This window comes from Paenibacillus sp. YAF4_2 (assembly GCF_052113225.1).
GTDB lineage: Bacteria > Bacillota > Bacilli > Paenibacillales > Paenibacillaceae > Pristimantibacillus.
Window position 1 is genome coordinate 243496 of record NZ_JBFRCT010000006.1, and the last position, 24446, is coordinate 267941.

A 24446-nucleotide genomic window follows, 5' to 3' on the forward strand; every position below is an offset into this window, starting at 1 on the left:
ATCAACTAAATGGACTGGTGAGCAAATACGTCTATGGTTATCAATGTTACAATAATGGCGAAATTTGCGAAAGGGCTTTCACCGTTAAGGCGGATGATTAGCCAACACCCGGGAGGATGATTGTGATGAAAATGACTTATACACGACCGGCAACAAGCTGGAAGCAAGGGCTTCCGCTTGGAAATGGACAGCTAGGTGCTGTGCTGCATGGCGGCATCAACAGCGAAACCTGGAATATGACAGAGGTTACTTTTTGGTCGGGTAAGCCGGAACGCTTTGGTGGGTCACAGGATCCAAAAGGAAAGCTGTCCGTCATGCGGGAAGCTTTTTTCAGCGGTGATTATGTGCTTGGAGACAAGCTGGCTGAAGAACAGCTAGAGCCAAAGAAAGGCAACTTCGGTACGAACCTATCGTTATGCGATATTCTTATCACCTATGGGGATGATGAAGGAAGTGAACTGATGCGGGAGCTGGATTTGGAAAGAGCGATCGCAACGGTATCGTATAGAGGCACATCAGGAGCGGCGATCTGCAGGGAAACGTTCGCGACGCATGCGGATGGGGTGCTGGTCTCCCGTATACAAGGTGATAGGATAGGAAGCGTCTCGCTTACGCTGCGCCTATCGGGCAGAACGAATACGTTTGATACCTGGCTGGAAGGTTCGGATAAGCTGGCTTTCCGCACTCAGGCAACGGAAAACATACATAGCGACGGAGCTTGCGGGGTATGGTGTGAAGGTGGACTAAAGATTGTCGCTAAAGGTGGCAGTTTACTCGGCGAGGATGGTGCCCTTGTCGTCAAGCAAGCCGATGAGGTCATCCTTTATTTCGCGGCGGCGACTGACTATGGCCGTATGGATGAAGGGTGGAAGGCCGAGAGTATGGAGCGGCTTAAAGCGGCGGAGGCAAAAGGCTTCGAGCAGCTGCGGGACAATCATATTTGTGATTATCAAACGCTGTTTGACCGCGTAGAGCTTGACCTTGGAGGCTCCTCGGACACGTTAGGTGCCCTGCCGACAGACGAACGGATTCGACGGCTGAGGGCTGGAGATTCGGAGGACAACGGACTTATCGCTTTGTTTTATCAGTACGGACGATATTTGACGATTGCTGGATCACGGCATGACTCGCGTTTGCCGCTTCATCTGCAGGGGATCTGGAATGACGGTGAGGCTAACGCAATGGCATGGAGCTGCGACTACCACCTCGACGTGAACACCGAGATGAATTATTATCCGACAGAAATCAGCAATTTGGCAGAATGCCACATTCCGCTTATGAATTATATCGAGCAGCTTGCAGTGGCAGGTCGTGCAGCTGCTGAGGATTTCTATGGCTGCGAGGGATGGGTGGCGCATGTGTTCTCCAATGCATGGGGATTTGCGTCGCCTGGCTGGGGAAGATCGTGGGGCTTAAACGTGACGGGTGGCTTATGGATTGCGACTCATCTGAAGGAGCATTTTGAATACGGCATGGACCGTAAGTTTTTATCCAATCAGGCCTATCTAGTGATGAAGGAAGCGGCGTTGTTTTTCCTGGATTATATGACGGTGCATCCGAAATACGGCTGGCTTGTTACTGGACCGTCAACCTCGCCTGAGAACAGCTTCTATCCAGGTCCTCCTGAGCAGGGGGAGCAGCAGCTCTCTATGGGCTCAACGATGGACCAAATGCTTGTCCGCGATTTGTTTGACTTCGTGCTGGAATCGGCGGAGCTGCTGGAGACAGATGTGGAGCTGCAAGAACGTCTGAGATCGGCGAATAAGCTGCTGCCGCCGCTGCAAATCGGAAAGCGTGGCCAACTGCAGGAGTGGCTGGAGGATTATGCTGAGGCGCAGCCGCAACACAGGCATTTCTCCCACATGTATGGTGTTTATCCCGGCAACCAGATTACGCCAGAACAAACGCCAGAGCTGAGTGAGGCTATGAGGCAAACACTGCTGGGGCGGATGCTGGTTGATGAGCGGGAAGATATTGAATTTACGGCAGCGTTGTTCGCTCTTGGCTTTTCCAGATTGCATGACGGTAATCAGGCTGTGAAGCATGTCCGGCATTTGATCGGAGAGCTCTGCTTTGATAACTTGCTGTCCTATTCCAAGGCGGGTGTAGCTGGTGCCGAGACAAATATATTTGTCATTGACGGCAATTTTGGTGGGACGGCAGCGATTGCCGACATGCTGCTTCAAAGTCATGCAGGTTCCATTCATTTGTTACCCGCCTTGCCGATAGACTGGTCTGTTGGTTCATATCGAGGTTTGAGGGCGAAGGGAAATGCGGAAGCAGCGGCAACGTGGCAGGATGGCCGTTTGACTGAGGCGGTAATAACGGCGTATTCCGATCTGGAAACGATCATCAAATGTGGAGGCAGACAGATCAGCCTGCAGATGGAAGCAGGCAAGCGCTATCGGTTGGATGACCGGCTGAAGCTGGTAGAGGTTAAAACGGTTTAATTCATATTTATCGTTAACTAACCGCCAAAGGAAGAGCGAGCCGGGGGCTTCGCTTCAAACTTTGGCGGTTTGTCGTATGGTTCGTTAAATATTGGGATTGTTCAAGCCTCTTCTCTGAATTACATTGAAAAAGCACCTTGAAAGCGCTTCACTATTTTCGATACGAACAGGAGGCTTGATGTAATGAAAAGGAAGTATGGGGCATGGTCCGGTAAAGGCTTGTTCCTCTTGCTGGCTGCAGTCCTGATTGTCCAATTAGCTGGAGGAACATCTGCGCGGGAAGTTGAGGCCGCTGCAAGTGTGGATCCGACTACTTCGATAGCTGCTGCTGGGAGCTATTCGTATGAAGCAGAAGCATCCACCAATACGCTTACAGGCAAAGCGGAGGTCAAAGCTTGCGAAGAAGCTGTAGGCTGCTCGGGCGGGCAATTGGTTGGAGGGCTGTGGGGCGGCTCGTCACTAACCTTCAACGAGGTGACGGTAGAGACAGCTGGTGTATATACGATGACGGTGCACTATATTTCCGGAGATCCAAGGTCGGTTGGGGTAAGTATCAACAATGGTACTGTGGATCACTATGATCTGCCGAGTACTGTCGATTGGAACACGCTTGGTGTTTACGAGCTGGAGCTTGAACTCAAGGCAGGAGTGAACACGATCCGTTTGGACGATGAAGGCAGCTACTCGCCAGACATTGACCGGATCGATCTTCGGTTATCCGATGGTTCTGGTGGGCCGGTCGAGGGTACAGCATACGAGGCAGAATCATCAAACAATGTATTAACGGGTAATGCATCTGTTAGTGGCTGTTCAGCGGCTACCGATTGCTCAGGAGGCAAGAAGGTGGGTAATCTGTGGGGCGGATCCACGCTTCAATTCCGAGATGTTATGACGGAAAAAGCAGGCGTGTACACGCTTAGCATCTCTTATATTTCGGGGGATCCACGTCCGGTATCCATTGCCGTCAATGACGGCGCATTAGAAAATTACGCGCTGCCCAAAACGGAAAACTGGGATACGCTTGGCGTGTTCAAGCTGGAGATTGAACTGAAGGCAGGAGCGAATACGATTACGTTCAACGATGACGGTGGCTGGTCACCAGATATCGATAAGCTGGAGATTGCAGCTGCGGAAGCTCCGGGCGAAGATCCAGGACCGGTGGACAACATTGGCTTGATTGGCAAAGTGATTGATTCGAAAAAATACGGCTCTATCAAAGTAACGGCACATGAAAAAGGAGCTACCTTCGAATCCGGCTCCTACAGCGTTACGTACAATACGGAATCAGGTCTTGCGGCATTCGCTTGGAATGGCAAAACGCTTGTTAAAGGCGCTTATGCGAGCGCGCAGTTGGAAGATCAACTGCTGGATAGCCGTAAATACAGCGAACACAGCTTTAAGCTGAGTGAAGTTGAGAAAATAAAGGACGGACATGGCAAAGGCGTCCGTATTACGGTCGAGAATCGCAGTGAGGGCTTGCCGACTATGAAGCAAATTTACCAGCTGTATGAGGATCAGCCTTACTTCCTCGTATCACAGCAAGTGGTGAGCAGCTCTGCGGTCAGCTCGAATGATATGGCTCCGCTGGTTCTGAATGCGAGCGGTGGTGTTGATCTTGGCAGCTATGAAGATAACCGTGTACTGATTACGCCGTATGACAATGACGCATGGTCCCGTTATCAAGCGCGAACGATCAATACATCGCTTAATAACAATAACTATATCAGCTCCGAGATGACGGCCATCTATGATAACACCAGCCGCAGTGGTCTCGTTATTGGTTCGGTTACCCATGATGTCTGGAAAACAGGTGTTTTCTGGAGTGGTTCAAATGACAAGATAAATAAATTGAAGGTTTATGGCGGTTTTACATCGCTCACATCAACGCATGACAGCATCGGGCATGGCAAAGTATCGGGGAAAACCATTACTTCACCTCAAATTGCTATCGGCTATTACGCGGATTACCGCGATGGGCTGGAGAACTACGGGGAGGCTAATGCGGCTGTTGCTCCACCTCTTAAGTTCGAGAAAGGCGTGCCTTCCGGCGTGCCGGTTGGCTGGAACAGCTGGGGTGCATATGAAAGCTCGCTCAGCTACGATAAAGTTGTTGAGGTATCCAATTTCTTTAAGGCTAATCTGCAAAAGTCTTTTACAAACAAGGGCACCGTCTATATCAATATGGACTCCTATTGGGATAACCTATCTGAGCAGCAGCTCCGTGATGCTGTGAAGGTGATCAATAAAAACGGGCAAAAAGCTGGTATTTACTATGGTCCATTTGTATATTGGGGCGACAATATGTCACAGCCTGTAGAAGGGACAAACGGCAAATACACTTACGGCGATATTGTACTTCGGGATGCCGCAGGCAACATCCTTCCTAAGGTGGATGGCGCATATGCCATCGATCCTACTCATCCGGGCTCGAAGCAGCGCGTTAAATATGTATTCAAGAAGTTCCTGGATTACGGATTTGAATACATCAAGATCGACTTCCTGAGCCACGGCTCCTTCGAAGGCCAGCATTATGATCCTAAGGTGCAAACCGGTATTCAAGCTTACAACCAGGGAATGGCTCATATCAACAAGACGCTTGGCGGCAAAATGTTCATCAGCGCTTCGATCGCGCCGATGTTCCCTAGCCAATATGCGCATGCAAGGCGCATTTCCTGCGATATTGATGGAAGCCTTAGCCGCACGGAATACCAGCTTAACAATCTGACCTATGGCTGGTGGCAGAACGGCACCATCTATGCTTACACCGATCCGGATTATGTGACCCTCGCAAAAGGCGGCTCATATAACGCGGCGCAGACGCGGATTAACTCCGCGGCGATTTCCGGCACGGTCTACATGAACTCTGATGACGTAAGCAATGTGGAAACACAAAAGCTGATGAAGTCGCTGCTGACAAATAAAAACGTAAACGATATCGCCCTGATCGGCGAAGCCTTCCGTCCCGTTGAAGGCAACACAGGCAACGCCGCAGCGGACGTATTCGTCCTCCAAGACAAACAGGACTACTACCTGGCCGTTTTCAACTACACGAACGACCCAACAGTCAAAACGATCGACCTGAAGCGGGCATTAGGCGTATCAGCATCATCCATGGTAGAGCTCACAGACGCATGGACCAACTCCAAAGTCGAAGCCAAAGACACTCTCCAAGTGAGCCTGGAAGGCGCTCAATCGAAGCTCTACAAAGTGAAAATCAATATATAAAGACCATCTAACAAACAAAACAGCCGTGCAGGGATAACCTGCGCGGCTGTTTTGTMTAACTGCATAATCAAAAGATATTAGGCATTTTGGAAATATAGCGACGCGACAAAGGCAGGAAATGAGGTTAAAGGCAAGTGGAGCAATTGAATGATTCTGGAGAAACGTAGTGGTCGCTTTTGCTCGGGGATTCCAATCCGCAAGGATTGTTGAAAGGAATCCCCGAGCAATGGCGATCGGAAGAACATTCAATTGCGCAGCATGCCCATTTAACCGTCCTTCATTTCCCCGGAATCCGAATCGTCACCGTCGTCCCAATTCCAAATCGACTAAATATCGACACCCCGTACGAATCGCCAAACAGCAGCTTAATCCGGTTATCCACGTTCCGCACACCATAGCCCGACAACGTATCCTCACTTATTGGCAGGAGTCCGCTTTGCATCCTCATCCCCATACCATCATCAATCACATTAAGCAGGATATCCTGACCCTCTCGATAAGCCCTGATAATAATGTTGATGCCGTGCTCGTGATCCCATATCGCATGGTTGATACAGTTTTCGACGAACGGCTGAAGCGTCAGCTTGACGATTGGGCAGGGCAGCACAGATTCGTCAATATCGTAGTGAACCCGGAGCAGATTGGCGAACCGCACTTGCTGGATAGATACATAATAGCGGGTCAACTGAATTTCCTCATGCACCGACAGCGTGTTTTTGCCTTTGTTCAGCGAGATACGGTAAAACTTCGCCAAATCGGTCACCATCTTGTTCATTCTTGGATCGGCGTTTCGTATAGCGAGCGACGAGATCGAGGCAAGCGAGTTGTACAGGAAATGCGGGTTAATCTGCGCTTGCAGCACGTTCAGCTCCGCCTCTCGCTTATCGATCTCCTTCATGTAGACGTCGGAGATCAGAGAGTTCAGACGCTGTCCCATTTTCCGCAGCGCGTTGCCTATTTGACCGATCTCATCTCGCCCTAGCGGGCGAATGTCGATAAGCTCGAAGTCTTCCTTTTCAATGCGGCGGATCATGCCGACGAGCTTCTCCATCCTCTTGGTGAACAGCCGGGCAGTCACATAGATCATTATCGCCATAAGCGCAAGACTGACTAACGCGTACGTAAGTATGCGTTTGGCCGTCAAATGAGCCTTGGATAGAAAACTGCTGTACGGAATGAGGGAGACGCTTTTCCAGCCATATTTGGTTGTATTGTAAACGACAAGTACTCTCTCGCCTTTATACGTGCTGTCGAATTTGCCGTTTGTCTCTTCGGGGAAGGCATTCGGCAAGTCGATCGGCTGATTCAGCAGCGTTTTATCCTTGGCTGACATAACAATGCCTTCTTCATTAATGATCAGCACCGTCTTGTCATTGGCTTCCTTCTCCATCAGCCGGAAAATATCGGACTCCAAAATATTGATCGTCAGTACGCCATAGGGGTTGTTCATGCTGCTAATATTCAGCAGACGTGTCAGTGTGAACATCGGCGGCTTGTCGGGCAAAGGCGGCGACGTGACAAACCGGACATCCCCAAAGCTGCCCCGCAGCGACTTGTAGGGCAAGGAGCTCATAAAGCTGTTATCCATTGCTTTGATGTACATACCATCGGTGGGCAGTGTTTCATTGCTAATGAAGATCGTCATCGAATCAATATCTGGATTTGTCGTCAGCATGTTGACGAAAGAGTTATTGATATATTTGTAGGCATCCACAAACAGAGATGGATCCTTCGAATAATCATTCGTCAAATAGGCACGCAGCGAGGAATCTAAGTACAGCGTTGCAGACAGCTTCGTGTACGTATCCAGTTTATTTTCCAGGTTGGAATTGATTTGCGCTACCGTAGAGCCAGTATTCGCCACCATCTGGGAGGAGAGCTCGCTGCGAATGGTTGAATAGGAATATTGAACGAAAAAGAGCAAAGGGAGTATGCCCCCGAGCAAAAACATGACAAACAGCTTCTCGCGAAGCCGCCAATTGTAAAAGGGATTAATCAGCCATCCGACAAGCTTCCTCATTGACAGACCACTCCAGCCTAAAGTTGCAATTTGCGGTATTCGTTAGGCGTACTGCCTTTATGCTTCTGGAATACCGAGCAGAAATAAGAGACATTCTCATAGCTGACCCGGTGGGCGATCTCGCGCACCTTCAGCGAACGGTCTTTCAGCAGCTCAGACGCATGATTCATCCGGATTCGGGTCAAATAATCTAGGATAGTCTCGCCGGTCTTTTCTTTAAAGATGGTACGAACATAATTCGGCGACAAAAAGACCTCTTTGGCGATATCCTCCACTGTAAGAGGCAGATGATAGCGCTCCGCGATCAGCTTCATAATCTGCTCGGCAACCGACTGATGGCGATCAACATCACGTTCTGAAGCAGCCTTCACCAGCTCCGAACAGAACCGAAGTGCATAAGCGTGATAATGGGCGATCGTAGGGAGTGACGACAGCTCCTTCCAGTGATCCGCCAATAGTTGATCGCGAAGCGGCCCTACCATGAAGGAGGTGAAATGCTGCTCCAGGATGGTCAACATTTGGATAACCGCCCGAACGGCGAAGTTACGTTCGACTCGCTCCTGCCGCATGCTGCAAAACCAGTCATCCAGCACCAAGCCCACACGCTCCGCATCGCCTGCTTGGACGGCGGCAATAAGGGAAGCTGCTGCGCTTTCGACAGGGATATCGGTCTGCATCACCATTGCATTGCTGCCGCTTCGGATGACGGATCCGGCCTGCCGGTACAATTTCTCTTCGTTACAACGCTGTGACTCCTCGTAAGCTTCCTTCAGCAGATCAAACCCTTTGTAAGGGCCGGACAAGCCAATAGTCGCAAAGGCTTCTCCCTGCGCCGTTACGGCCAGCAGCTCCTCCCGGAGCAGCTCCCAATAAGCAATGTCCCATTGCTGAGGCTTTCCTTGGAATAGAACAAACAGCGTGTTTGGTCCGGTCTCCAGAACAATAGCGGCGTCTAGTCTCCGCTTGAGCAAATCCCGCACAGTCTCTGCTGCGTCTGCGGGCAGAATGGAGGAGGATAGCTGCTGTGCTTTGTCTCCTGCGGCACTATCAGCCGATTTACTGCGAAATGCCGGATGCTCGAACGTCATGTAAGCGGCTCCAAAAGATTGATGAGCGAGAAAGCCGGAAGCGGCTTTCTCCCATTGCCGAATCCATTCAAGCCGTCGCTGCGCGGATGACTCGCGCACAATGCGCAGCAGCAGCTTCTCAAGCTGCCAGCCGCCGCCTTCGCTGGCAAGCTGTTCATCCTCGCATTTTTTCTTTACTTTTTCCAGAAGCACAAGCAGCTCTTCCATGTCGATTGGCTTAAGCAAATAGCCTGCGGCTTCGATATTAAGGGCGGACTTAATATATTGAAATTCATTATGTCCACTCAAATAAATAAGCTTGACGCTCTTATCGATTTGCTTCGCGCGCCGTCCAAATTCCAGTCCGTCCATGATGGGCATACGCACATCTGTCACGATAATGTCTGGCTTCAGCTCGGTCAGCTTAGCCAGTGCTTCCTTTCCATTACGCGCCGTCCCAGCGACTTGTATGCCGGCTTGTTCCCAAGGAACATAATGCTCCATCGTCTCCAGCTCGATCGCTTCATCGTCTACCAGCAGCACAGAATACATGTCGGCACCAGCCTTTCTCGGTAGAATAATAACTTCATGCATCATGTTTCTCTAGTTTAACGGCAATGCCGCTATTCAACAATGGAGCAAAAGGAAGTGTGTGGGTTTCGAGCATGAATCGGTAGATCTTATTATAGAACGGCTATTTTGGCCGGCCTATAATAAGGACACGAAGCGGTGACAACGCAATCCATTCATGGGAGGGCAACACGATGAGCATACAAACGAAAACGCATCCACAAGCGCTTACCGTCAAGCGGAAAAGAGGTGGACTGCTTGACAGGTTGAAAGAGCAGAAGCTGCTTTACGTACTTATGCTGCCCGCGATCATTCTGACCTTGATGTTCTCCTACGTGCCGATGTTCGGGCTGTATATGGCGTTCATTAACTATCAGCCGGGCGGCGGATCGTTTTTTAAGCAATTTTTCACGACAGACTTTGTTGGCTTGCAGTGGTTTGATTACTTTTTCACTAACGGCGATTTCGTACGGATTATGCGTAACACGCTGGCGCAAAGCTTCTTGTCGCTGCTGTTCGGATTCCCGATGCCAATCATTCTGGCCTTAATGATTAATGAGCTGCGCAACGGCTGGTTCAAGCGAACGTTCCAGACCGTCTCCTACATGCCGCATTTTATCTCGTGGGTTATCGCAGCGAACATCATTATTACGATGCTGTCATCAGGCGGGGTCATCAACAACATCCTGACCGGACTTCATATTGTTGACGAGCCGATCCAGTTCATGCAGAAGGGTCATCTTTTCTGGTGGATTATCGCTTTCTCGAATGCTTGGAAGGACATGGGCTTTAATGCCATTATGTATCTGGCTGCGATAGCGGCAATCAACCCTGAGCTGTACGAGGTGGCGAGGGTTGATGGAGCAAGCCGACTGAAGCAAATGCTGCATATTACGCTTCCTTCGATCCGTCCGACAATTATTATTTTGGCTATTCTCGCGATTGGCGGGATCTTGAACGCCGGCTTTGACCAGCAGTACCTGCTCCAGAACAATACGGTTATGGAATACTCGGAAGTTATCGATACGTACACGTACAAATACGGCTTGCAGAACGGGATGTTCTCCTACGGTGCTGCCGTCGGTTTGTTCAAATCGGTTGTGGCATTCCTGCTTGTCATCACCGTTAATCAGATGGCCAAAAAGACGGAAGAGCAATCGCTGTTCTAGTACAAAACGGAAGAGGAGAACACGTCATGGTGAAAGACAAAAAAGATTTTCTCTTTATGACCGCCGTTTACACATTTATCGTTGCGATATTTATAGTGACGTTCTATCCATTCTGGAATGTCTTCATTATTTCGCTCAACAGTGCAGAGGACACGCTGCGGGGGAATCTGTATCTGTGGCCAAGAGAGTTCAGTCTTGCAAGCTATACTCAGATTTTGAGCGACAGTGAGATCTGGATGGCGATCCGAGTTACGCTGCTGCGGACAGTCATCGGTACGCCGCTAGCAGTTATCACGATTAGTATGCTGGCATTTGCACTTAGTAAGAAGGAGCTGGTCGCGAACCGCTTCTGGACGTTATACTTCGTCTTTACGATGTATTTTGGCGGCGGACTAATTCCTTACTATATGGTGCTCAAAAGCTATCATCTAATCGACAGCTTTATGGTGTTTATCGTGCCAGGTTTAATGAATGTGTTCTATATGATCATCATCCGGACCTTTATGCAGGGACTGCCGCAGGAGCTGGATGAATCGGCGAAAATGGACGGAGCAAATTATATCCAGATTTTCTTCCGGATTATATTGCCGCTGACGACGCCAGTTCTCGCAACAATCGGCTTGTTCACGGCGATCAGCCATTGGAATTCCTGGTTTGACTCCTATGTGTTTACCTATAATCCGGATTTGAAAACGCTGCAGGCTGTACTCGTCAAAATTTTGAACCAGTATCAAACGGGCTCTATGGTAGGCGATGCGCAGGCTATGGCGAATTCGGCTAAACGTCTGGCGGTGTCACCGGACACGATCCGGATGGCTGCGACGATGGTCGCAACGCTTCCGATTATCATGGTGTATCCGTTCCTGCAAAAATATTTCGTTAAGGGTATGACACTAGGCGCAGTAAAAAGTTAATCGGCCTGGACATTACAGATTACTTGTGGGGAGGTGCGGCCCGGCAGAAGAAGGCCGAACAGCTTTTATAATTAGCCAACAATTATTGAATTAGGGGGATTTCATATGAACGCAAAAAAATGGATGCTGTCTATGCTTACAGCTGTAATGATGATTTCCGTAATATCTGCATGTTCTTCCAATTCATCTAATAAACCAAGTAACACGGGAACGTCAAATACCGAAACGGGAAATAACAACGGAACAAAGGAACCAAGCACAGATCCGATTACAATTACGTTCTTTGACAAAAACACAGGTGACAAATTCGATAACGCCATCGCCAAAGAGATCACGAAGCGTACCGGCGTAACGATTGAGATCCAACAGCCAACGGGCAATCCGACGGAAAAGCTGAACCTGATGCTGGCAAGCGACGACTTGCCGGATATGATTATGTTCGATCGCTCCAGCGATCTGGTGGCGAAGTATATTGAAGCGGGCTCGATCATTCCGCTGGATGATCTGATTAAGCAATACGGTCCAGATGTAACCGAAATGTACGGTGATGTGCTGAACAAAACACGTTACAAAGACGGTAAAAACTACTACTTGTCCAACTGGTATGGTCTTGAGCATGAGCCGGTATTTGGCTTCAACATGCGTAAAGATATCGTGAAGGAGCTTGCACCGAACAAAGCTGAGGGCGGAGTTCCATTCACACAAAGCGAATTCAAGCAGCTCTTGACCGACTTCAAAGCAAAATATCCGCAAATTGACGGCAAGGACTCAATCGCTCTGACGATGGACGGCGAGAACTGGGGAGGTACGCTTGGTACCTTCAAAGGAATGTTTGGTCTGAATGGCTACTACGAGCATGACGACAAGCTGCAATATGACGTGAAGGATCCAAAGTACAAAGATATGATTTTGTACATGAACGACTTGTATCGCTCCGGTCTGATGGACAAAGAATGGGCGATCAACAAACGCCAAGTATGGGAGCAAAAAATCGCAACAGGCACGATCTTCTCTTCAACAGGCGCTTATTGGGATCTGGGCAACTCCAACACCATCCTCAAAAAGGATAAAGGTGAAGAATCACAGCTGTTTGCTTATAAAGTCGTGGCAGATGGTGTAGACCCTGCCAAGACGACGTATGGCGGCCGCAGCTCACTCGGCTGGGATGCGATTGCTATTACGAAGAAGAACAAAAATCCAGAACGTACAATGCAGTTCATTAACTTCCTGGCAAGCGAAGAAGGGCAATACCTGCTTATGTGGGGAATCGAAGGCACGCACTGGGATATGAAGGACGGCAAGCATGTGCCGCGTCCAGAAACGCTGCAAGCTTTCAAAGACGATTGGGCGGCATATACCAAGGAAACAGGCATTCGCAAATGGACTTGGTTTATTAAGAACGGACCGGGCACAGACGGCACACCGTATGATCTTCCAGGCCGTTACGAGCGTTCGCCGATCGACCAGATGGCGATCAAAAACCTGTCCGATACAGTGTTTGATACTGCCATTTACGATGGCTTGAGCCCGCAGGGCGGTACACCGGAAGCGCTGAGCGAACAAAAGATCAGCGACATTATGAAGCAAGCGATCACGAAAGCGATTATGGCGCCTTCGGCCGATGAAGCAAGCTCGATTTTTGATAAAATGCTGTCCGATATGAAGGGCGCAGGCGACGACAAAGTGGAAGCCGTATATTCTAGCAATTATGCTGCCCGCAAACAACTGTGGAATTAATATTATCGGAAGAAATGAGAGGAAGGGGAGGGCCAGCAGGAGCTGGCTTTTTCCCTTACATAGAAAGTAATAAAAGTGAAGAATGGAAATTGAACCAATAATAGAATGGGAGCGGATCAATCATGGCGACGGATTTGGGACAATTCAAGTTGGAGCAGGTATCCGGGACATTTACAGCGGATAACGGCATTCTTAAGGTGACAGCAAATACGGAAGACGGTACTCTGGAGCTCGCCTGGAAAGACGGTCAGACGATGACAGGCTTGTTCGCTGAAGCCCGTGTTGGTGGAGCTGTCGTTCGTTCAACCTATTACGGCTCGCATACTGTTCCTGAAGCAGCGGTTCAATCGATTGAGGATGGCTTCGGCGAAGGTCTTCGATTCAGCTTTGAGCATGCTGAGCCGGGTAAGCCGACGCTTAAACAGCAGATTCGCTTGTATAAGAACCTGCCTTACGCCTTGATTGAGCTGGAAGCGGAAGATACGCAGGAGTGGGAGACGAATGAATTAACTCCGCTCGCAGCTCACCTGAATGATGATGGCATACTTGATTTTGGCGACGGTTCAAAGGAAGAAATCCGCTCTCTGTTTATACCTTTTGATAATGACAAGTGGGTACGGTTCGGCTCCCAGGCAAATCCGGGCAGTGTGCGCAGCTACGAGGTGACTGCGATTTACCGGGCATATTCTAGACGGGGCTTCGTTATTGGCTCAGTAACCCATGATACGTGGAAAACGGCGATTGACGTGGAAGGCACTTTCTCTGAAGCAATTGGACGTCTGCGGGTATTGGCAGGTGCCTCTGATCTGCAGACTCGTGATACTGTGCCGCACGGCTCCCTACGGGGAACTTCAATAATATCATCGACGATATTTGTAGGCGCTTACAGTGATTATCGTGAAGGCATGGAGGCCTACGGCAAAGCAAATGCAGTTATACAGCCTGCGCTGCCTTGGTCCGGCGGTGTACCAATGGGCTGGAACAGCTGGTCGGCTGTTATGGCGAAGCTTGATTATGATGTCTACACACATACCTCTGATTTCTTCGCGAAGGAGCTTCAAGAGAATGGCTTTGCCGATCAGGAAGGCAGCCTGTACGTCAACTTCGATGCTTTCTCGACCAATTTAAAGGAAGGGGAGCTTGAGGATGCTGTCCGCCGGGTGAAGGCAAATGGCCAGAAGCCGGGAACGTACTATACGCCGTTTGCTTTCTGGGGGAAAGACCCGGATACGCCAGTTGAAGGAACAGATGGTTCGGTCATGTACCGGGATATTCTGCTGAAGGATGCTGCAGGCAGACCGCTGCCGAGGCTGGATGGCGCTATGCCGATTGATCCGACGCACCCAGAGGCGATTGCCCGTATTACGCGTAAGCTTGATGAAGTTGTGGCTGACGGCTTTGATTATTTGAAAATGGACTTTTTAGCGCATGGCGCGATGGAAGGCGTACATTACAATCCTTCGTTCCGTACGGGGATCCAAGCGTACAATTACGGTATGGCGGCTATTGCGGAAGCACTAAGCCCAGAGCGAATCGATCGTCCGTTTCTGATCAATCTGTCGATTGCACCGCTGTTCCCGCATGGCTATGCACATAGCAGACGTGTCTCCTGTGACGCTTTTGGTATGATCAGTGATACAGAATATATGTTAAACGCACTGACATACGGCTGGTGGATCAACAACAATTTGTACCGCTTTAATGATCCGGATCATATTGTATTGTTAAAAAGCTATAATCAGGAGGCAACCTCTGCCCATGAAGGCAGAAGCCGTTTGAACTCTGGTGTCATAGCAGGCACGTCGCTGCTGCTCGGCGATGATTATCGTATGGAAGAAGCAGCGGCCCGCGCTAAAGCATGGATGACGAACAAGGAAGTAATGTCCCTTGCAAGACGTGGAGAAACCTTCCGTCCAGCAGAAGGCAGAAGCGGCACCGGCGGTGAGGACTTGTACTCGCTGTCTGGCGATGGCGGCACCTGGGTTGCGGTCTTTAATTTCGATGCGGGGAACGGGAAGTCGAAAACGATTGATTTATCCCGCGTTGGCATCGATGGATCAAAGGGCCTGACGGTCCGCGATCTGTGGAGCGGTGAGTCCTTCAGCCTGAAACCAGGGACAGCGGAACATCTGGTGGAGCTTGAGCCTGCCGAATCGAAGCTGCTGTTTTACATCTAGTACGTGAGGCATCATATAAATTAAAGGACGTTTCCCCGGGTCAGCTCGACTGGAGGGAACGTCCTTTTTTTATCTATTAATAGTAATCTATCAGTTGCCTCCAAATAGGAAGAGCCTGCGAATATCCTCCAAGGACAAACAAACAGGCATCTTTAGTATCCGTTGAATAAACTAAAGAACAACGGGAAGGGAGGGATACAAACATGAGCAAAGTTTCCAAAGAACAAGCACGGAAGCTGGTCGGCAAAAAAATCTATGCGGTTCGCAAAGATGGATCTGTCGTTACAGGCAAGCTGGTGGAACTGCGGCAAAACAAGCTCGTACTGGCACCTCTGAAGAAAGATAAGGGGAAAGTAGTTAAAACAAAAGCGATATTGCCATTGGTATTGTTTGAACTGCTTGCCATCGGACTCTGGAGCGGCGGTGGTGGTGGCTGTGGATGCGGCGGCTTTGGCTGCGGCGGATGCGGCGGCGGTGGTTACGGAGGTGGCTTTGGCGGCGGCTATGGAAGTGGTGGCGGCTATGGTGGTGGCTTTGGCGGCGGTTATGGCGGCGGCAATTTTTATTAATTAGAAATAAGGCAAGGAAGCTAGAGGTTTAATCATCTCATAACAGCGGAGCTCCGGATAATACTGGATCGCTTGATAGCCAAGGCGGCTGTACAGATTTCTCGCTTTGGTATTAATATCATCCACGAATAGTCTGGAGACTCTGCAGTTATGGGTTGTGCCGTAAGCTTCAGCCGCGAGCAGGAGCTTTCTGCCCCATTGTCGGTTCCGATGATCCGGGTGAACGACAAGCATATCGAGATACAGGACTTCACCTGTGATTTCAAATCGAATAAAGCCATAGGGCTTGCTTGTTTTTCCTTCTGCGGCTACATAGGTGACACCCCGTCGGAATCGTATGGGGAGTTCTCGCATCGTCTGGGCATCTAAGGGATGAGCGGTATGAGACATCGGAATAAGCTCGGCTTGGATGAGACGGAAAATTTCCGTGTCATCCGTTTTTGGATTACGTGCTCGTATCATCTGCGATCCGTCCTGACCGAATGAAATTGCCGAATATGGGCTAAGTTATACTATGAATAGCAGGCGGATTATGCGCCTCACTATTTTTTGCAATTGTTAGGCAGTTTAGCTTGACGAACAGGTATCCAAGGCATATAATAAAGAAAATCTTATCCAAGCATATGTTATCGGCAATGATGAGGACGAAGTGTTAAGGGCTCTTTTGCTCAGAGAGCGGATGGATCAGCTGCAACCATCGCCAAAACCCCTTTTCTACGAGCTCACCTCGGAGCTGTTTTCCTGAAAAGCAACATCCGTCATGTTGTTGGTTATTAGGGGGAATCGCAAGACACGCGTTATTGTGTCAAAGGTATGGGCGTACTGTGCGCACACGTTCATTACCTTATGGAGGTTATGCATCGCAAGATGTATAACGAATTTGGGTGGTACCACGGAAGATATAACCTTTCGTCCCTCAGGCTTCAATTATTGAAGCTGGAGGAACGAGAGGTTTTTTTGTTGTTTTCGAGAGGAGGATGACTAATGGTCACGCAAAGTGCAACGCTGAAGTCAAAAGAAGAAGTTATGGAACGGATGAGAAAACCTGAAGTGATTTCCGGTTCCGAAATATTACTCCGTAGTTTGGTGCTGGAAGGCGTCGATTGCGTATTTGGTTATCCGGGCGGTGCCGTCCTTTATATCTACGATGCAATGCACGGATTCTCCGATTTCAACCATGTGCTCACACGGCATGAGCAAGGCGCAATTCATGCAGCAGACGGCTATGCCCGTGCTAGCGGCAAGGTCGGCGTATGTATCGCCACATCCGGTCCAGGTGCAACTAACCTCGTAACGGGGATTGCGACCGCTTATATGGACTCTGTACCACTCGTTGTTATTACAGGTAATGTTATTTCGTCCCTGATCGGCACCGATGCTTTCCAAGAGGCTGACATTACAGGTATTACAATGCCTATTACGAAACACAGCTACATGGTACGTGATGTTGAGGATCTTCCTCGCATTATCCATGAAGCCTTCCATATCGCCAATACTGGCCGTAAAGGTCCAGTCCTGATCGATATTCCAAAGGATATATCGGCTAAGAAAACATTGTTCAAGCCAGTGACGGAAGTTAGTATTCGCGGCTACAACCCGACGGTATCGCCTAACAAACTGCAAGTCGACAAATTGATCAAAGCGATCGAAGAGTCGGAGCGCCCACTTATTCTTGCGGGCGGCGGTGTTGTATACTCCGGCGCACATGAAGAGATGCTGGAGTTTGCAACGAAGACGGAAATTCCAATTACAACAACTTTGCTTGGCCTTGGGGGCTTCCCAAGCGGCAATGATCTGTGGCTCGGTATGCCAGGTATGCACGGTACGTACACGGCAAATACCTCAATCCAAAAAGCGGATCTTCTCATTAATATCGGCGCGCGTTTCGATGATCGCGTAACGGGCAAGCTGGCTGGCTTTGCGCCACTTGCGAAGATCGTTCATATCGATATTGATCCGGCAGAGATCGGCAAGAACGTACCTACTGATATCCCTATCGTAGGCGATGTGAAGACGGTTCTGCAGCAGGTTAACCAACTGGCGAAACGCGCCGACAAAGCAGATGCTTGGCGTGAACAGATTCAAGCATCGAAAGCGCAATATCCGTTCAGCTACAAAGATTCGGATGTTGAGCTGAAGCCGCAATGGGTTGTTGAGATGATCCATGAAACAACAAATGGTGATGCAATTGTTACAACTGACGTAGGCCAGCATCAAATGTGGGCTGCGCAATATTATAAATTCAACAAACCACGCTCTTGGGTAACTTCCGGCGGTCTTGGTACAATGGGCTTTGGTTTCCCATCCGCGATTGGCGCTCAAATGGCTAACCCGGATCGTGTCGTTGTATCGATCAATGGTGACGGCGGCATGCAAATGTGTGCACAGGAACTTGCGATTTGTGCAATCAACAATATTCCGGTTAAGGTTGTTATTCTGAACAACCAAGTGCTTGGCATGGTTCGTCAATGGCAAGAACTGATTCACGAGAACCGTTTCAGCCATATCGATCTTGCAGGCAGCCCGGACTTCGTTAAGCTTGCAGAAGCTTACGGTGTTAAAGGCTTCCGTGCTTCGAACAAAGAAGAAGCAAAAGCAGTATGGGAAGAGGCAATGAATCATCCAGGACCTGCAGTAGTAGAATTTGTCGTTCGCAGAGACGAGAATGTGTATCCAATGGTTGCACAGGGTAGCACGATCGACCAGATGATCATGGGGGATGCAGAATGAAAAAGCACACGATCGCAGTAATCGTTAACGATCAGCCCGGCGTTCTGCAGCGTGTTTCCGGCTTGTTCGGACGCCGCGGCTTCAATATTGAGAGCATTACAGTAGGTGCAAGTGAAGAGCAGGGCTTGTCCCGTATGGTTATCGTCACTTCTGGCGATGACCATACGCTTGAGCAAGTTACAAAGCAGTTGTACAAGCTGATCGACGTTATTAAAGTTATCGACCTCAGCTCGAATCCAATGGTATCCCGCGAGCTTGCGCTTATTAAAGTAAGTGCAGAGCCTGCTGCTCGTCCAGAAATTCTTGGCGTAGTAGATACTTTTCGTGCTGCAGTAGTTGATATTGGCACTCATTCACTTATCGTTCAAGTTATCGGCGATACAGAGAAAATCGATGCAATGGTAGAACTTCTTAAACCTTACGGCATCCGTGAGCTTTCGCGTACTGGCGTAACAGCACTCAACCGCGGTAACGCACGTTAATAACATTTGCAATACCATTTATAATAAGCTATATCCCGTTTTGAACGGGAGTTTAAGGGGAGAACTTTCCGAAATAAGTTTCCGATTTTCTCTGCTTAAACACCCGTTTAAAAGGGTTAAATTAAAGGAGGCAATCATTAAAATGGCAGTTACATTGTATTATGAAAAAGACGCAGATCAAGGCGTACTTCAAGGTAAAACAATCGCAGTTATCGGTTACGGCAGCCAAGGCCATGCGCAAGCGCAAAATCTTCGCGACAGCGGCCTGAAAGTTGTTATCGGCCTTCGTCCGGGTAAATCCGCAGACGTTGCAGCAAAAGACGGTTTCGAAGTGTTGACTGTAGCTGAAGCTACTAAAGTTGCTGACGTTGTTCAAATCTTGCTCCCTGACGAAACCCAAGCGAAAGTATATGCAGAAGAAATCGAACCAAACCTGAAAAAAGGCGCGGCTCTGATGTTCTCCCACGGCTTCAACATTCACTACGGTCAAATCGTGCCTAGCAGAGATACAGACGTTTTCCTGGTAGCTCCTAAATCCCCTGGTCATATGGTTCGCCGTACATACCAAGAGGGCTTCGGCGTTCCTGGTCTGATCGCGATTCACCAAGATGCTTCCGGCAATGCGAAAGCAATTGGTCTTGCTTATGCAAAAGGTATCGGCTGTACTCGTGCAGGTGTTATCGAAACTTCCTTCAAAGAAGAAACAGAAACAGACTTGTTCGGTGAGCAAGCTGTACTGTGCGGCGGCGCTACCGCGCTCGTTAAAGCAGGTTTCGAAACTTTGGTTGAAGCTGGCTATGCTCCAGAAATGGCTTACTTCGAGTGCTTGCACGAGCTGAAGCTGATCGTTGACCTGATGTATGAAGGCGGTCTGGCTACAATGCGTGACTCGATCTCCAACACAGCTGAGTACGGCGACTATGTAACTGGTCCACGTATCGTTACAGAAGAAACGAAAAAAGAAATGAAACGCGTTCTGGAAGACATCCAATCCGGCCGATTCGCTCGCGACTTCATTCTTGAGAACCAATCGAACCGTGCTATGCTGACAGCTACTCGTCGTAACGAGGCTGCTCACCCAATCGAGCAAACTGGTAAACAGCTGCGCGAACTGATGCACTGGATCAAAAAGTAATAAAATCATAACCCGCATATAAAAAGATGTTATCCCGGTTCGCCGGAGTGCGCGTAGGTTAGGTTCCAACCTGTCTTGCACGCGCTCTGTGCGGTCCGGGATGATTCTGTTCTCGGAGGTGTAAGGCACAAATGCGAAAAATTTATATTTTTGACACGACGCTTCGTGACGGAGAGCAGTCTCCCGGTGTTAACCTGAACACGAAGGAAAAGGTTGAGATCGCGCTGCAGCTTGAGAAGCTCGGAGTAGACCGGATTGAAGCAGGTTTCCCTGCGGCTTCCCCAGGTGACCTTGCGGCAGTTAATGCGGTTGCGAGCGCAGTTAAGAATGCTACGATTATTGGCTTGTCACGCTCCCGCGAACAGGACATCGACGCGGTACGTGAAGCGCTGAAGGGCGCGCAGGATCCATCTATTCACGTGTTTCTTGCTACCAGTCCGATTCATCGCAAGCATAAGCTGCGGATGGAGAAGGAGCAGGTGCTGGAAACGGCTGAACGCGCGATCCTTTACGCGAAGAAGTATTTCAGCAAAATCGAATTCTCGCTTGAAGATGCAGGACGCACCGAGCTTGATTTCGTCTGCCAAATGACAGAAATGGCGATTCGCGCAGGTGCATCTGTTGTGAATCTCCCGGATACCGTTGGTTACTTGAATCCGCTTGAATACGGCAACATCTTCAAGATAGTGAAAGAAAACGTACCAAATATCGAGAAAATTCAGCTGAGCGCACATTGCCATGACGATCTTGGTATGGCAACAGCTAACGCCCTTGCTGCGATCCTGAACGGCGCAGACCAGATCGAAGGTACGATTAATGGTATCGGTGAACGTGCAGGTAACACGGCGCTTGAGGAAATTGCGCTGGCGCTTGAGACTCGTTTCGATTACTTTGATGCGAAGACAACATTGAACTTGAAGGAGATTGCAAAAACAAGCCGCCTTGTAAGCAAGTTGACTGGTATGGTTATCCCTGGCAACAAAGCGATTGTTGGCGCGAACGCGTTTGCACATGAATCCGGTATTCACCAGGACGGTATGCTGAAGGAGAAAACAACTTACGAGATTATTTCTCCGGATACGATCGGTCTTCGTGATTCGAAGCTTGTCCTTGGCAAGCATTCCGGTCGTGCTGCATTCCGCGAGAAGCTGATCGACCTCGGCTACGAGCTGGATGAAGAAGCGGTTAACGCTGCTTTCGCGAAGTTCAAAGATTTGGCTGACCGCAAGAAGCATGTAACGGATGAAGATATCCGTGCCTTCTTGGAAGAGAAGCTGATCGATACGCCGGAAGTATATACGCTTGAGGCGATTCAAGTGAGCTATGGCAACCAATCGACGCCTAGCGCATCGGTACGCATCCGCGTAGCGGAAGGCGAAGCACGCGAGGAAGTTGCAATCGGCAATGGTTCGGTAGATGCGATCTACAATGCGATTGATAAAGTAACGGCAGAAGCGGTTGAGCTTGAGGATTATTCCATCAAGTCCGTATCGCAAGGCAAGGATGCGCAAGGTGAAGTCCATGTCGTCTTGAAGCAGGATGAAGTGTCTGCTCAAGGCCGCGGTCTTAGTACAGACATTCTTGAAGCAAGTGCGCGTGCTTATATCGACGCGGTGAACCGACTCATCGAGAAGCGCAAGTCCCCTGGACGCCGAGATAAGATGAGCTTGATTTAACAGGCAACGGTACTGACAAAAGCCAAACCGACTAAGTCTAATCAGACTTTCTCAGTTTGGCTTTTGTGGTCACTTGGCTGAATAAATGAATAAGGAGGGAATACTATTGTTTACTGAAACACTTCAAACGGCCAGAAGAGATGAAATGATTGATATCACGCGTAGAGTGGCATCCATAGTAGCCCGTGAAGGGGTGAAGGATGGTCTTGCAGTGGTATACTGTCCTCATACAACCGCCGGCATTACGATTCAGGAGAATGCAGATCCGGATGTCAAACACGACATTCTAATGCGTCTTGACGAGGTGTATCCTTGGGAGCATCCGAAATACCGTCATGCAGAAGGAAATACGGCCTCTCATCTGAAGGCGCTCACAACAGGGACAAGCCAGACCGTGATCATTAGTGAAGGCCGGCTGCTGCTTGGCACGTGGCAGGGCATCTATTTCTGCGAATTTGATGGTCCGCGTAATCGCCGTTTTCATGTGAAGATAATCAATGGATAAGCTGGACTATAGCCTTTATAAGCAGTACCTATAAAGATGATAGATTTTATATCTTGGTTTTCATGCTAGAAATGTGGTACAAATGATAACAGAATGAGAATAGCTTACTAGAGCGAATAAGAGGAGTGTTCAATTATGTCAGAAGTTAAAAAAATCGCTGTCATCGCCGGAGACGGTATCGGTCCAGAGGTAGTTGGCGAGGCAATTAAAGTAATGAAGAAGACCGAGGAATTGTTCGGTTTCCAATTTGAATTCGAGCATGGTCTGTTCGGCGGTATTGCCATTGATGAGAAAGGTACTCCGCTGCCGCAAGAAACACTTGATATTTGTAAAAATGCTGACGCTGTATTGCTTGGCGCTGTAGGCGGCCCGAAATGGGACAACAACTCCAAGGAGCTTCGTCCTGAAACAGGCTTGCTCGGTATTCGTAAAGCATTGGGCTTGTTCTCGAACATCCGCCCTGCAAACGTATTTGACTGCCTGAAAGAAGCATCGACACTGAAACCAGAAGTACTGGAAGGTACGGATCTGATCGTTGTTCGTGAGCTTACTGGCGGTATCTACTTCGGTGAGAAATTCCGTCGTGAGGGTGCGAGCGGTGAAGAAGCGGTTGATACTTGCGTATACAACGTGCAAGAGATTGAGCGTATCGTCCGCCAAGCATTCGAAATCGCAATGACTCGCAGCAAACGTCTTGCTTCCGTTGATAAAGCTAACGTGCTTGAAACTTCCCGACTGTGGCGTGAAGTGGTTAACCGGATTGCTCCTGAGTATCCGGAAGTTGAACTCGAGCATGTACTTGTCGACAACTGCGCAATGCAATTGCTTCGTCGTCCATCGAGCTTTGACGTAATCGTTACTGAGAACATGTTCGGCGACATCCTAAGCGACGAAGCAGCAATGCTGACAGGCTCGATCGGTATGTTGTCCTCCGCATCCCTTGGTGAAGGCAGCTTCGGCCTGTATGAGCCGGTACACGGCTCCGCTCCTGACATTGCTGGACAAGGTATCTCGAACCCAATCGCGACAATCCTCTCCGTTGCACTCATGTACCGCCTGACATTTGGCTACCATGAAGCAGCTCAAGTGATTGAAGATGCGGTTAAAAATGTACTTGATGCTGGTCACCGTACAGGTGATATCGCTGTTGATAAGAGCGCAGCAATCGGCACAACTGCAATGGGCGATCTGATCGTTGCAGCAATGACAAAATAGAAAATTCTTATTTATAATAATTATTAATAAATATCAATTACAATATTGACTTTATTATAGACTGGTGTTACTATTCTATAAGTAAGTCACGACTTGATAGTGACATTAACTATAAAAATTGTTGGATTGGTTAAGGAGGAATTGTATTATGGCAGAGCGTTTGGTTGGCCGTCCGGCTCCAGATTTCAAAATGGATACAGCTACAGGTGACGGTAAAGATTTCGGAACAGCAACCCTTGCTGATTACAAAGGTAAATGGCTGGTATTGTTCTTCTATCCACTCGACTTCACATTTGTATGCCCTACTGAAATTACAGCTTTGAGCCTTGCTTCCGAGCAATTCAAAGCACTTAATACAGAAGTTCTTGGTGTTTCTGTTGATAGCAAACATAGCCACCGCGCTTGGATCAACACACCAGTTAATGACAATGGCCTTGGCCAATTGAACTTCCCGCTAGCTGCTGATATCACGAAGAGCGTTGCTCGTGACTACGGCGTCCTGATCGAAGAAGAAGGCGTTGCACTCCGCGGCCTGTACATCATCGATCCAGAAGGCGAAGTGAAATACCAAGTTGTTAACCACAACGACGTAGGTCGCAGTGTTGATGAGACTCTTCGCGTATTGCAAGCATTGCAATCCGGCGGTCTGTGCCCAATGAACTGGAAACCAGGTCAACAAACTCTGGTTGCGAAATAATCGATTATTCCATGCAAATAGCCCGTGCCACTTAGGTGGTACGGGCTATTTTTTATACGCCTATTCCTCGTTTTGTGTAGAAGGGCGCAGGAATCTGCTTGAAAAGCA

At 49.0% G+C, this 24446-nt stretch carries 17 protein-coding genes; 14 read left to right on the plus strand and 3 right to left on the minus strand.

Translation table 11 applies throughout. The features are described from left to right. The first annotated feature begins 125 nt into the window (after positions 1-125). A complete protein-coding gene (locus tag AB4Y93_RS16305; RefSeq protein WP_441893699.1) occupies positions 126-2450 on the plus strand; it encodes a glycoside hydrolase family 95 protein in 2325 nt (774 codons plus the stop codon). A 183-nt stretch (positions 2451-2633) separates the two neighbouring features. Next, the gene (locus AB4Y93_RS16310; RefSeq protein WP_441893701.1) at positions 2634-5675 is read left to right on the plus strand and encodes a carbohydrate-binding protein; all 3042 of its coding nucleotides are present in this window, start codon (positions 2634-2636) and stop codon (positions 5673-5675) included. Between the two features lie 277 nt (positions 5676-5952). On the opposite strand, the gene AB4Y93_RS16315 is transcribed toward AB4Y93_RS16310, so the two are convergent. Further along, the gene (locus tag AB4Y93_RS16315) at positions 5953-7695 is read right to left on the minus strand and encodes a sensor histidine kinase (RefSeq protein ID WP_441893703.1); all 1743 of its coding nucleotides are present in this window, start codon (positions 7693-7695) and stop codon (positions 5953-5955) included. 17 nt (positions 7696-7712) lie between these two features. Beyond that, entirely contained in the window at positions 7713-9314 is a 1602-nt protein-coding gene (locus AB4Y93_RS16320; RefSeq protein WP_441893706.1) for a response regulator transcription factor, read from the minus strand. Positions 9315-9526: 212 nt separating this feature from the next. Here AB4Y93_RS16320 and AB4Y93_RS16325 point away from each other — a divergent pair, with 212 nt between their 5' ends. The 5 genes from AB4Y93_RS16325 (at position 9527) to AB4Y93_RS16345 (ending at position 15898) form a co-directional block, all read left to right on the plus strand. Further along, positions 9527-10501 (plus strand): ABC transporter permease, encoded by a 975-nt coding sequence (locus AB4Y93_RS16325; protein WP_441893708.1) that lies wholly within the window; start codon positions 9527-9529, stop codon positions 10499-10501. 26 nt (positions 10502-10527) lie between these two features. Beyond that, positions 10528-11415, plus strand: coding sequence for a carbohydrate ABC transporter permease (locus AB4Y93_RS16330; RefSeq protein WP_167282153.1), 888 nt, complete (start codon positions 10528-10530; stop codon positions 11413-11415). Positions 11416-11520: 105 nt separating this feature from the next. Then, positions 11521-13152, plus strand: coding sequence for an ABC transporter substrate-binding protein (locus AB4Y93_RS16335; RefSeq protein ID WP_441893711.1), 1632 nt, complete (start codon positions 11521-11523; stop codon positions 13150-13152). A gap of 122 nt (positions 13153-13274) precedes the next feature. Beyond that, positions 13275-15329 carry an alpha-galactosidase gene (locus AB4Y93_RS16340; protein WP_441893713.1) on the plus strand — a complete coding sequence of 685 codons (2055 nt, stop codon included), beginning with the start codon at positions 13275-13277 and terminating at the stop codon, positions 15327-15329. Between the two features lie 203 nt (positions 15330-15532). Further along, positions 15533-15898 carry a hypothetical protein gene (locus AB4Y93_RS16345; protein WP_441893714.1) on the plus strand — a complete coding sequence of 122 codons (366 nt, stop codon included), beginning with the start codon at positions 15533-15535 and terminating at the stop codon, positions 15896-15898. On the opposite strand, the gene AB4Y93_RS16350 is transcribed toward AB4Y93_RS16345, so the two are convergent. Further along, positions 15899-16360 (minus strand): GNAT family N-acetyltransferase, encoded by a 462-nt coding sequence (locus AB4Y93_RS16350; RefSeq protein WP_441893715.1) that lies wholly within the window; start codon positions 16358-16360, stop codon positions 15899-15901. A 522-nt stretch (positions 16361-16882) separates the two neighbouring features. On the opposite strand from AB4Y93_RS16350, the gene ilvB reads away from it, so the two are divergent. From ilvB to AB4Y93_RS16385, 7 genes are all read left to right on the plus strand, one after another. Further along, entirely contained in the window at positions 16883-18628 is a 1746-nt protein-coding gene (gene ilvB / locus AB4Y93_RS16355; RefSeq protein WP_441893716.1) for a biosynthetic-type acetolactate synthase large subunit, read from the plus strand. Next, positions 18625-19110: an acetolactate synthase small subunit gene (gene ilvN, locus AB4Y93_RS16360; protein WP_167282164.1), complete on the plus strand. Its 486-nt coding sequence runs from the start codon at positions 18625-18627 to the stop codon at positions 19108-19110. Before ilvB ends, ilvN begins: the two co-directional genes overlap by 4 nt. 142 nt (positions 19111-19252) lie before the next feature. Next, positions 19253-20245, plus strand: coding sequence for a ketol-acid reductoisomerase (gene ilvC / locus AB4Y93_RS16365; protein WP_441893718.1), 993 nt, complete (start codon positions 19253-19255; stop codon positions 20243-20245). A 131-nt stretch (positions 20246-20376) separates the two neighbouring features. Then, a complete protein-coding gene (locus AB4Y93_RS16370) occupies positions 20377-21921 on the plus strand; it encodes a 2-isopropylmalate synthase (protein WP_441893720.1) in 1545 nt (514 codons plus the stop codon). Between the two features lie 85 nt (positions 21922-22006). After that, positions 22007-22426: a secondary thiamine-phosphate synthase enzyme YjbQ gene (locus AB4Y93_RS16375; RefSeq protein WP_441893722.1), complete on the plus strand. Its 420-nt coding sequence runs from the start codon at positions 22007-22009 to the stop codon at positions 22424-22426. Between the two features lie 135 nt (positions 22427-22561). Continuing rightward, the gene (gene leuB / locus AB4Y93_RS16380; RefSeq protein ID WP_441893724.1) at positions 22562-23641 is read left to right on the plus strand and encodes a 3-isopropylmalate dehydrogenase; all 1080 of its coding nucleotides are present in this window, start codon (positions 22562-22564) and stop codon (positions 23639-23641) included. Positions 23642-23789: 148 nt separating this feature from the next. Beyond that, on the plus strand, positions 23790-24338 hold the full coding sequence (locus tag AB4Y93_RS16385; RefSeq protein WP_167282174.1) for a peroxiredoxin: 549 nt from the start codon (positions 23790-23792) through the stop codon (positions 24336-24338). The last annotated feature ends 108 nt before the right edge of the window (positions 24339-24446 follow it).

Coding starts and splice junctions, on each gene's coding strand:
- ilvB (WP_441893716.1), top strand. CDS start 16,883: ATGGTCACGCAAAGTGCAACGCTGAAGTCAAAAGAAGAAGTTATGGAA.
- AB4Y93_RS16340 (WP_441893713.1), top strand. CDS start 13,275: ATGGCGACGGATTTGGGACAATTCAAGTTGGAGCAGGTATCCGGGACA.
- AB4Y93_RS16335 (WP_441893711.1), top strand. CDS start 11,521: ATGAACGCAAAAAAATGGATGCTGTCTATGCTTACAGCTGTAATGATG.
- AB4Y93_RS16325 (WP_441893708.1), top strand. CDS start 9,527: ATGAGCATACAAACGAAAACGCATCCACAAGCGCTTACCGTCAAGCGG.
- AB4Y93_RS16330 (WP_167282153.1), top strand. CDS start 10,528: ATGGTGAAAGACAAAAAAGATTTTCTCTTTATGACCGCCGTTTACACA.
- leuB (WP_441893724.1), top strand. CDS start 22,562: ATGTCAGAAGTTAAAAAAATCGCTGTCATCGCCGGAGACGGTATCGGT.
- AB4Y93_RS16385 (WP_167282174.1), top strand. CDS start 23,790: ATGGCAGAGCGTTTGGTTGGCCGTCCGGCTCCAGATTTCAAAATGGAT.
- ilvN (WP_167282164.1), top strand. CDS start 18,625: ATGAAAAAGCACACGATCGCAGTAATCGTTAACGATCAGCCCGGCGTT.
- AB4Y93_RS16305 (WP_441893699.1), top strand. CDS start 126: ATGAAAATGACTTATACACGACCGGCAACAAGCTGGAAGCAAGGGCTT.
- AB4Y93_RS16310 (WP_441893701.1), top strand. CDS start 2,634: ATGAAAAGGAAGTATGGGGCATGGTCCGGTAAAGGCTTGTTCCTCTTG.
- ilvC (WP_441893718.1), top strand. CDS start 19,253: ATGGCAGTTACATTGTATTATGAAAAAGACGCAGATCAAGGCGTACTT.
- AB4Y93_RS16370 (WP_441893720.1), top strand. CDS start 20,377: ATGCGAAAAATTTATATTTTTGACACGACGCTTCGTGACGGAGAGCAG.
- AB4Y93_RS16345 (WP_441893714.1), top strand. CDS start 15,533: ATGAGCAAAGTTTCCAAAGAACAAGCACGGAAGCTGGTCGGCAAAAAA.
- AB4Y93_RS16320 (WP_441893706.1), bottom strand. CDS start 9,314: ATGTATTCTGTGCTGCTGGTAGACGATGAAGCGATCGAGCTGGAGACG.
- AB4Y93_RS16315 (WP_441893703.1), bottom strand. CDS start 7,695: ATGAGGAAGCTTGTCGGATGGCTGATTAATCCCTTTTACAATTGGCGG.
- AB4Y93_RS16375 (WP_441893722.1), top strand. CDS start 22,007: ATGAATAAGGAGGGAATACTATTGTTTACTGAAACACTTCAAACGGCC.
- AB4Y93_RS16350 (WP_441893715.1), bottom strand. CDS start 16,360: ATGATACGAGCACGTAATCCAAAAACGGATGACACGGAAATTTTCCGT.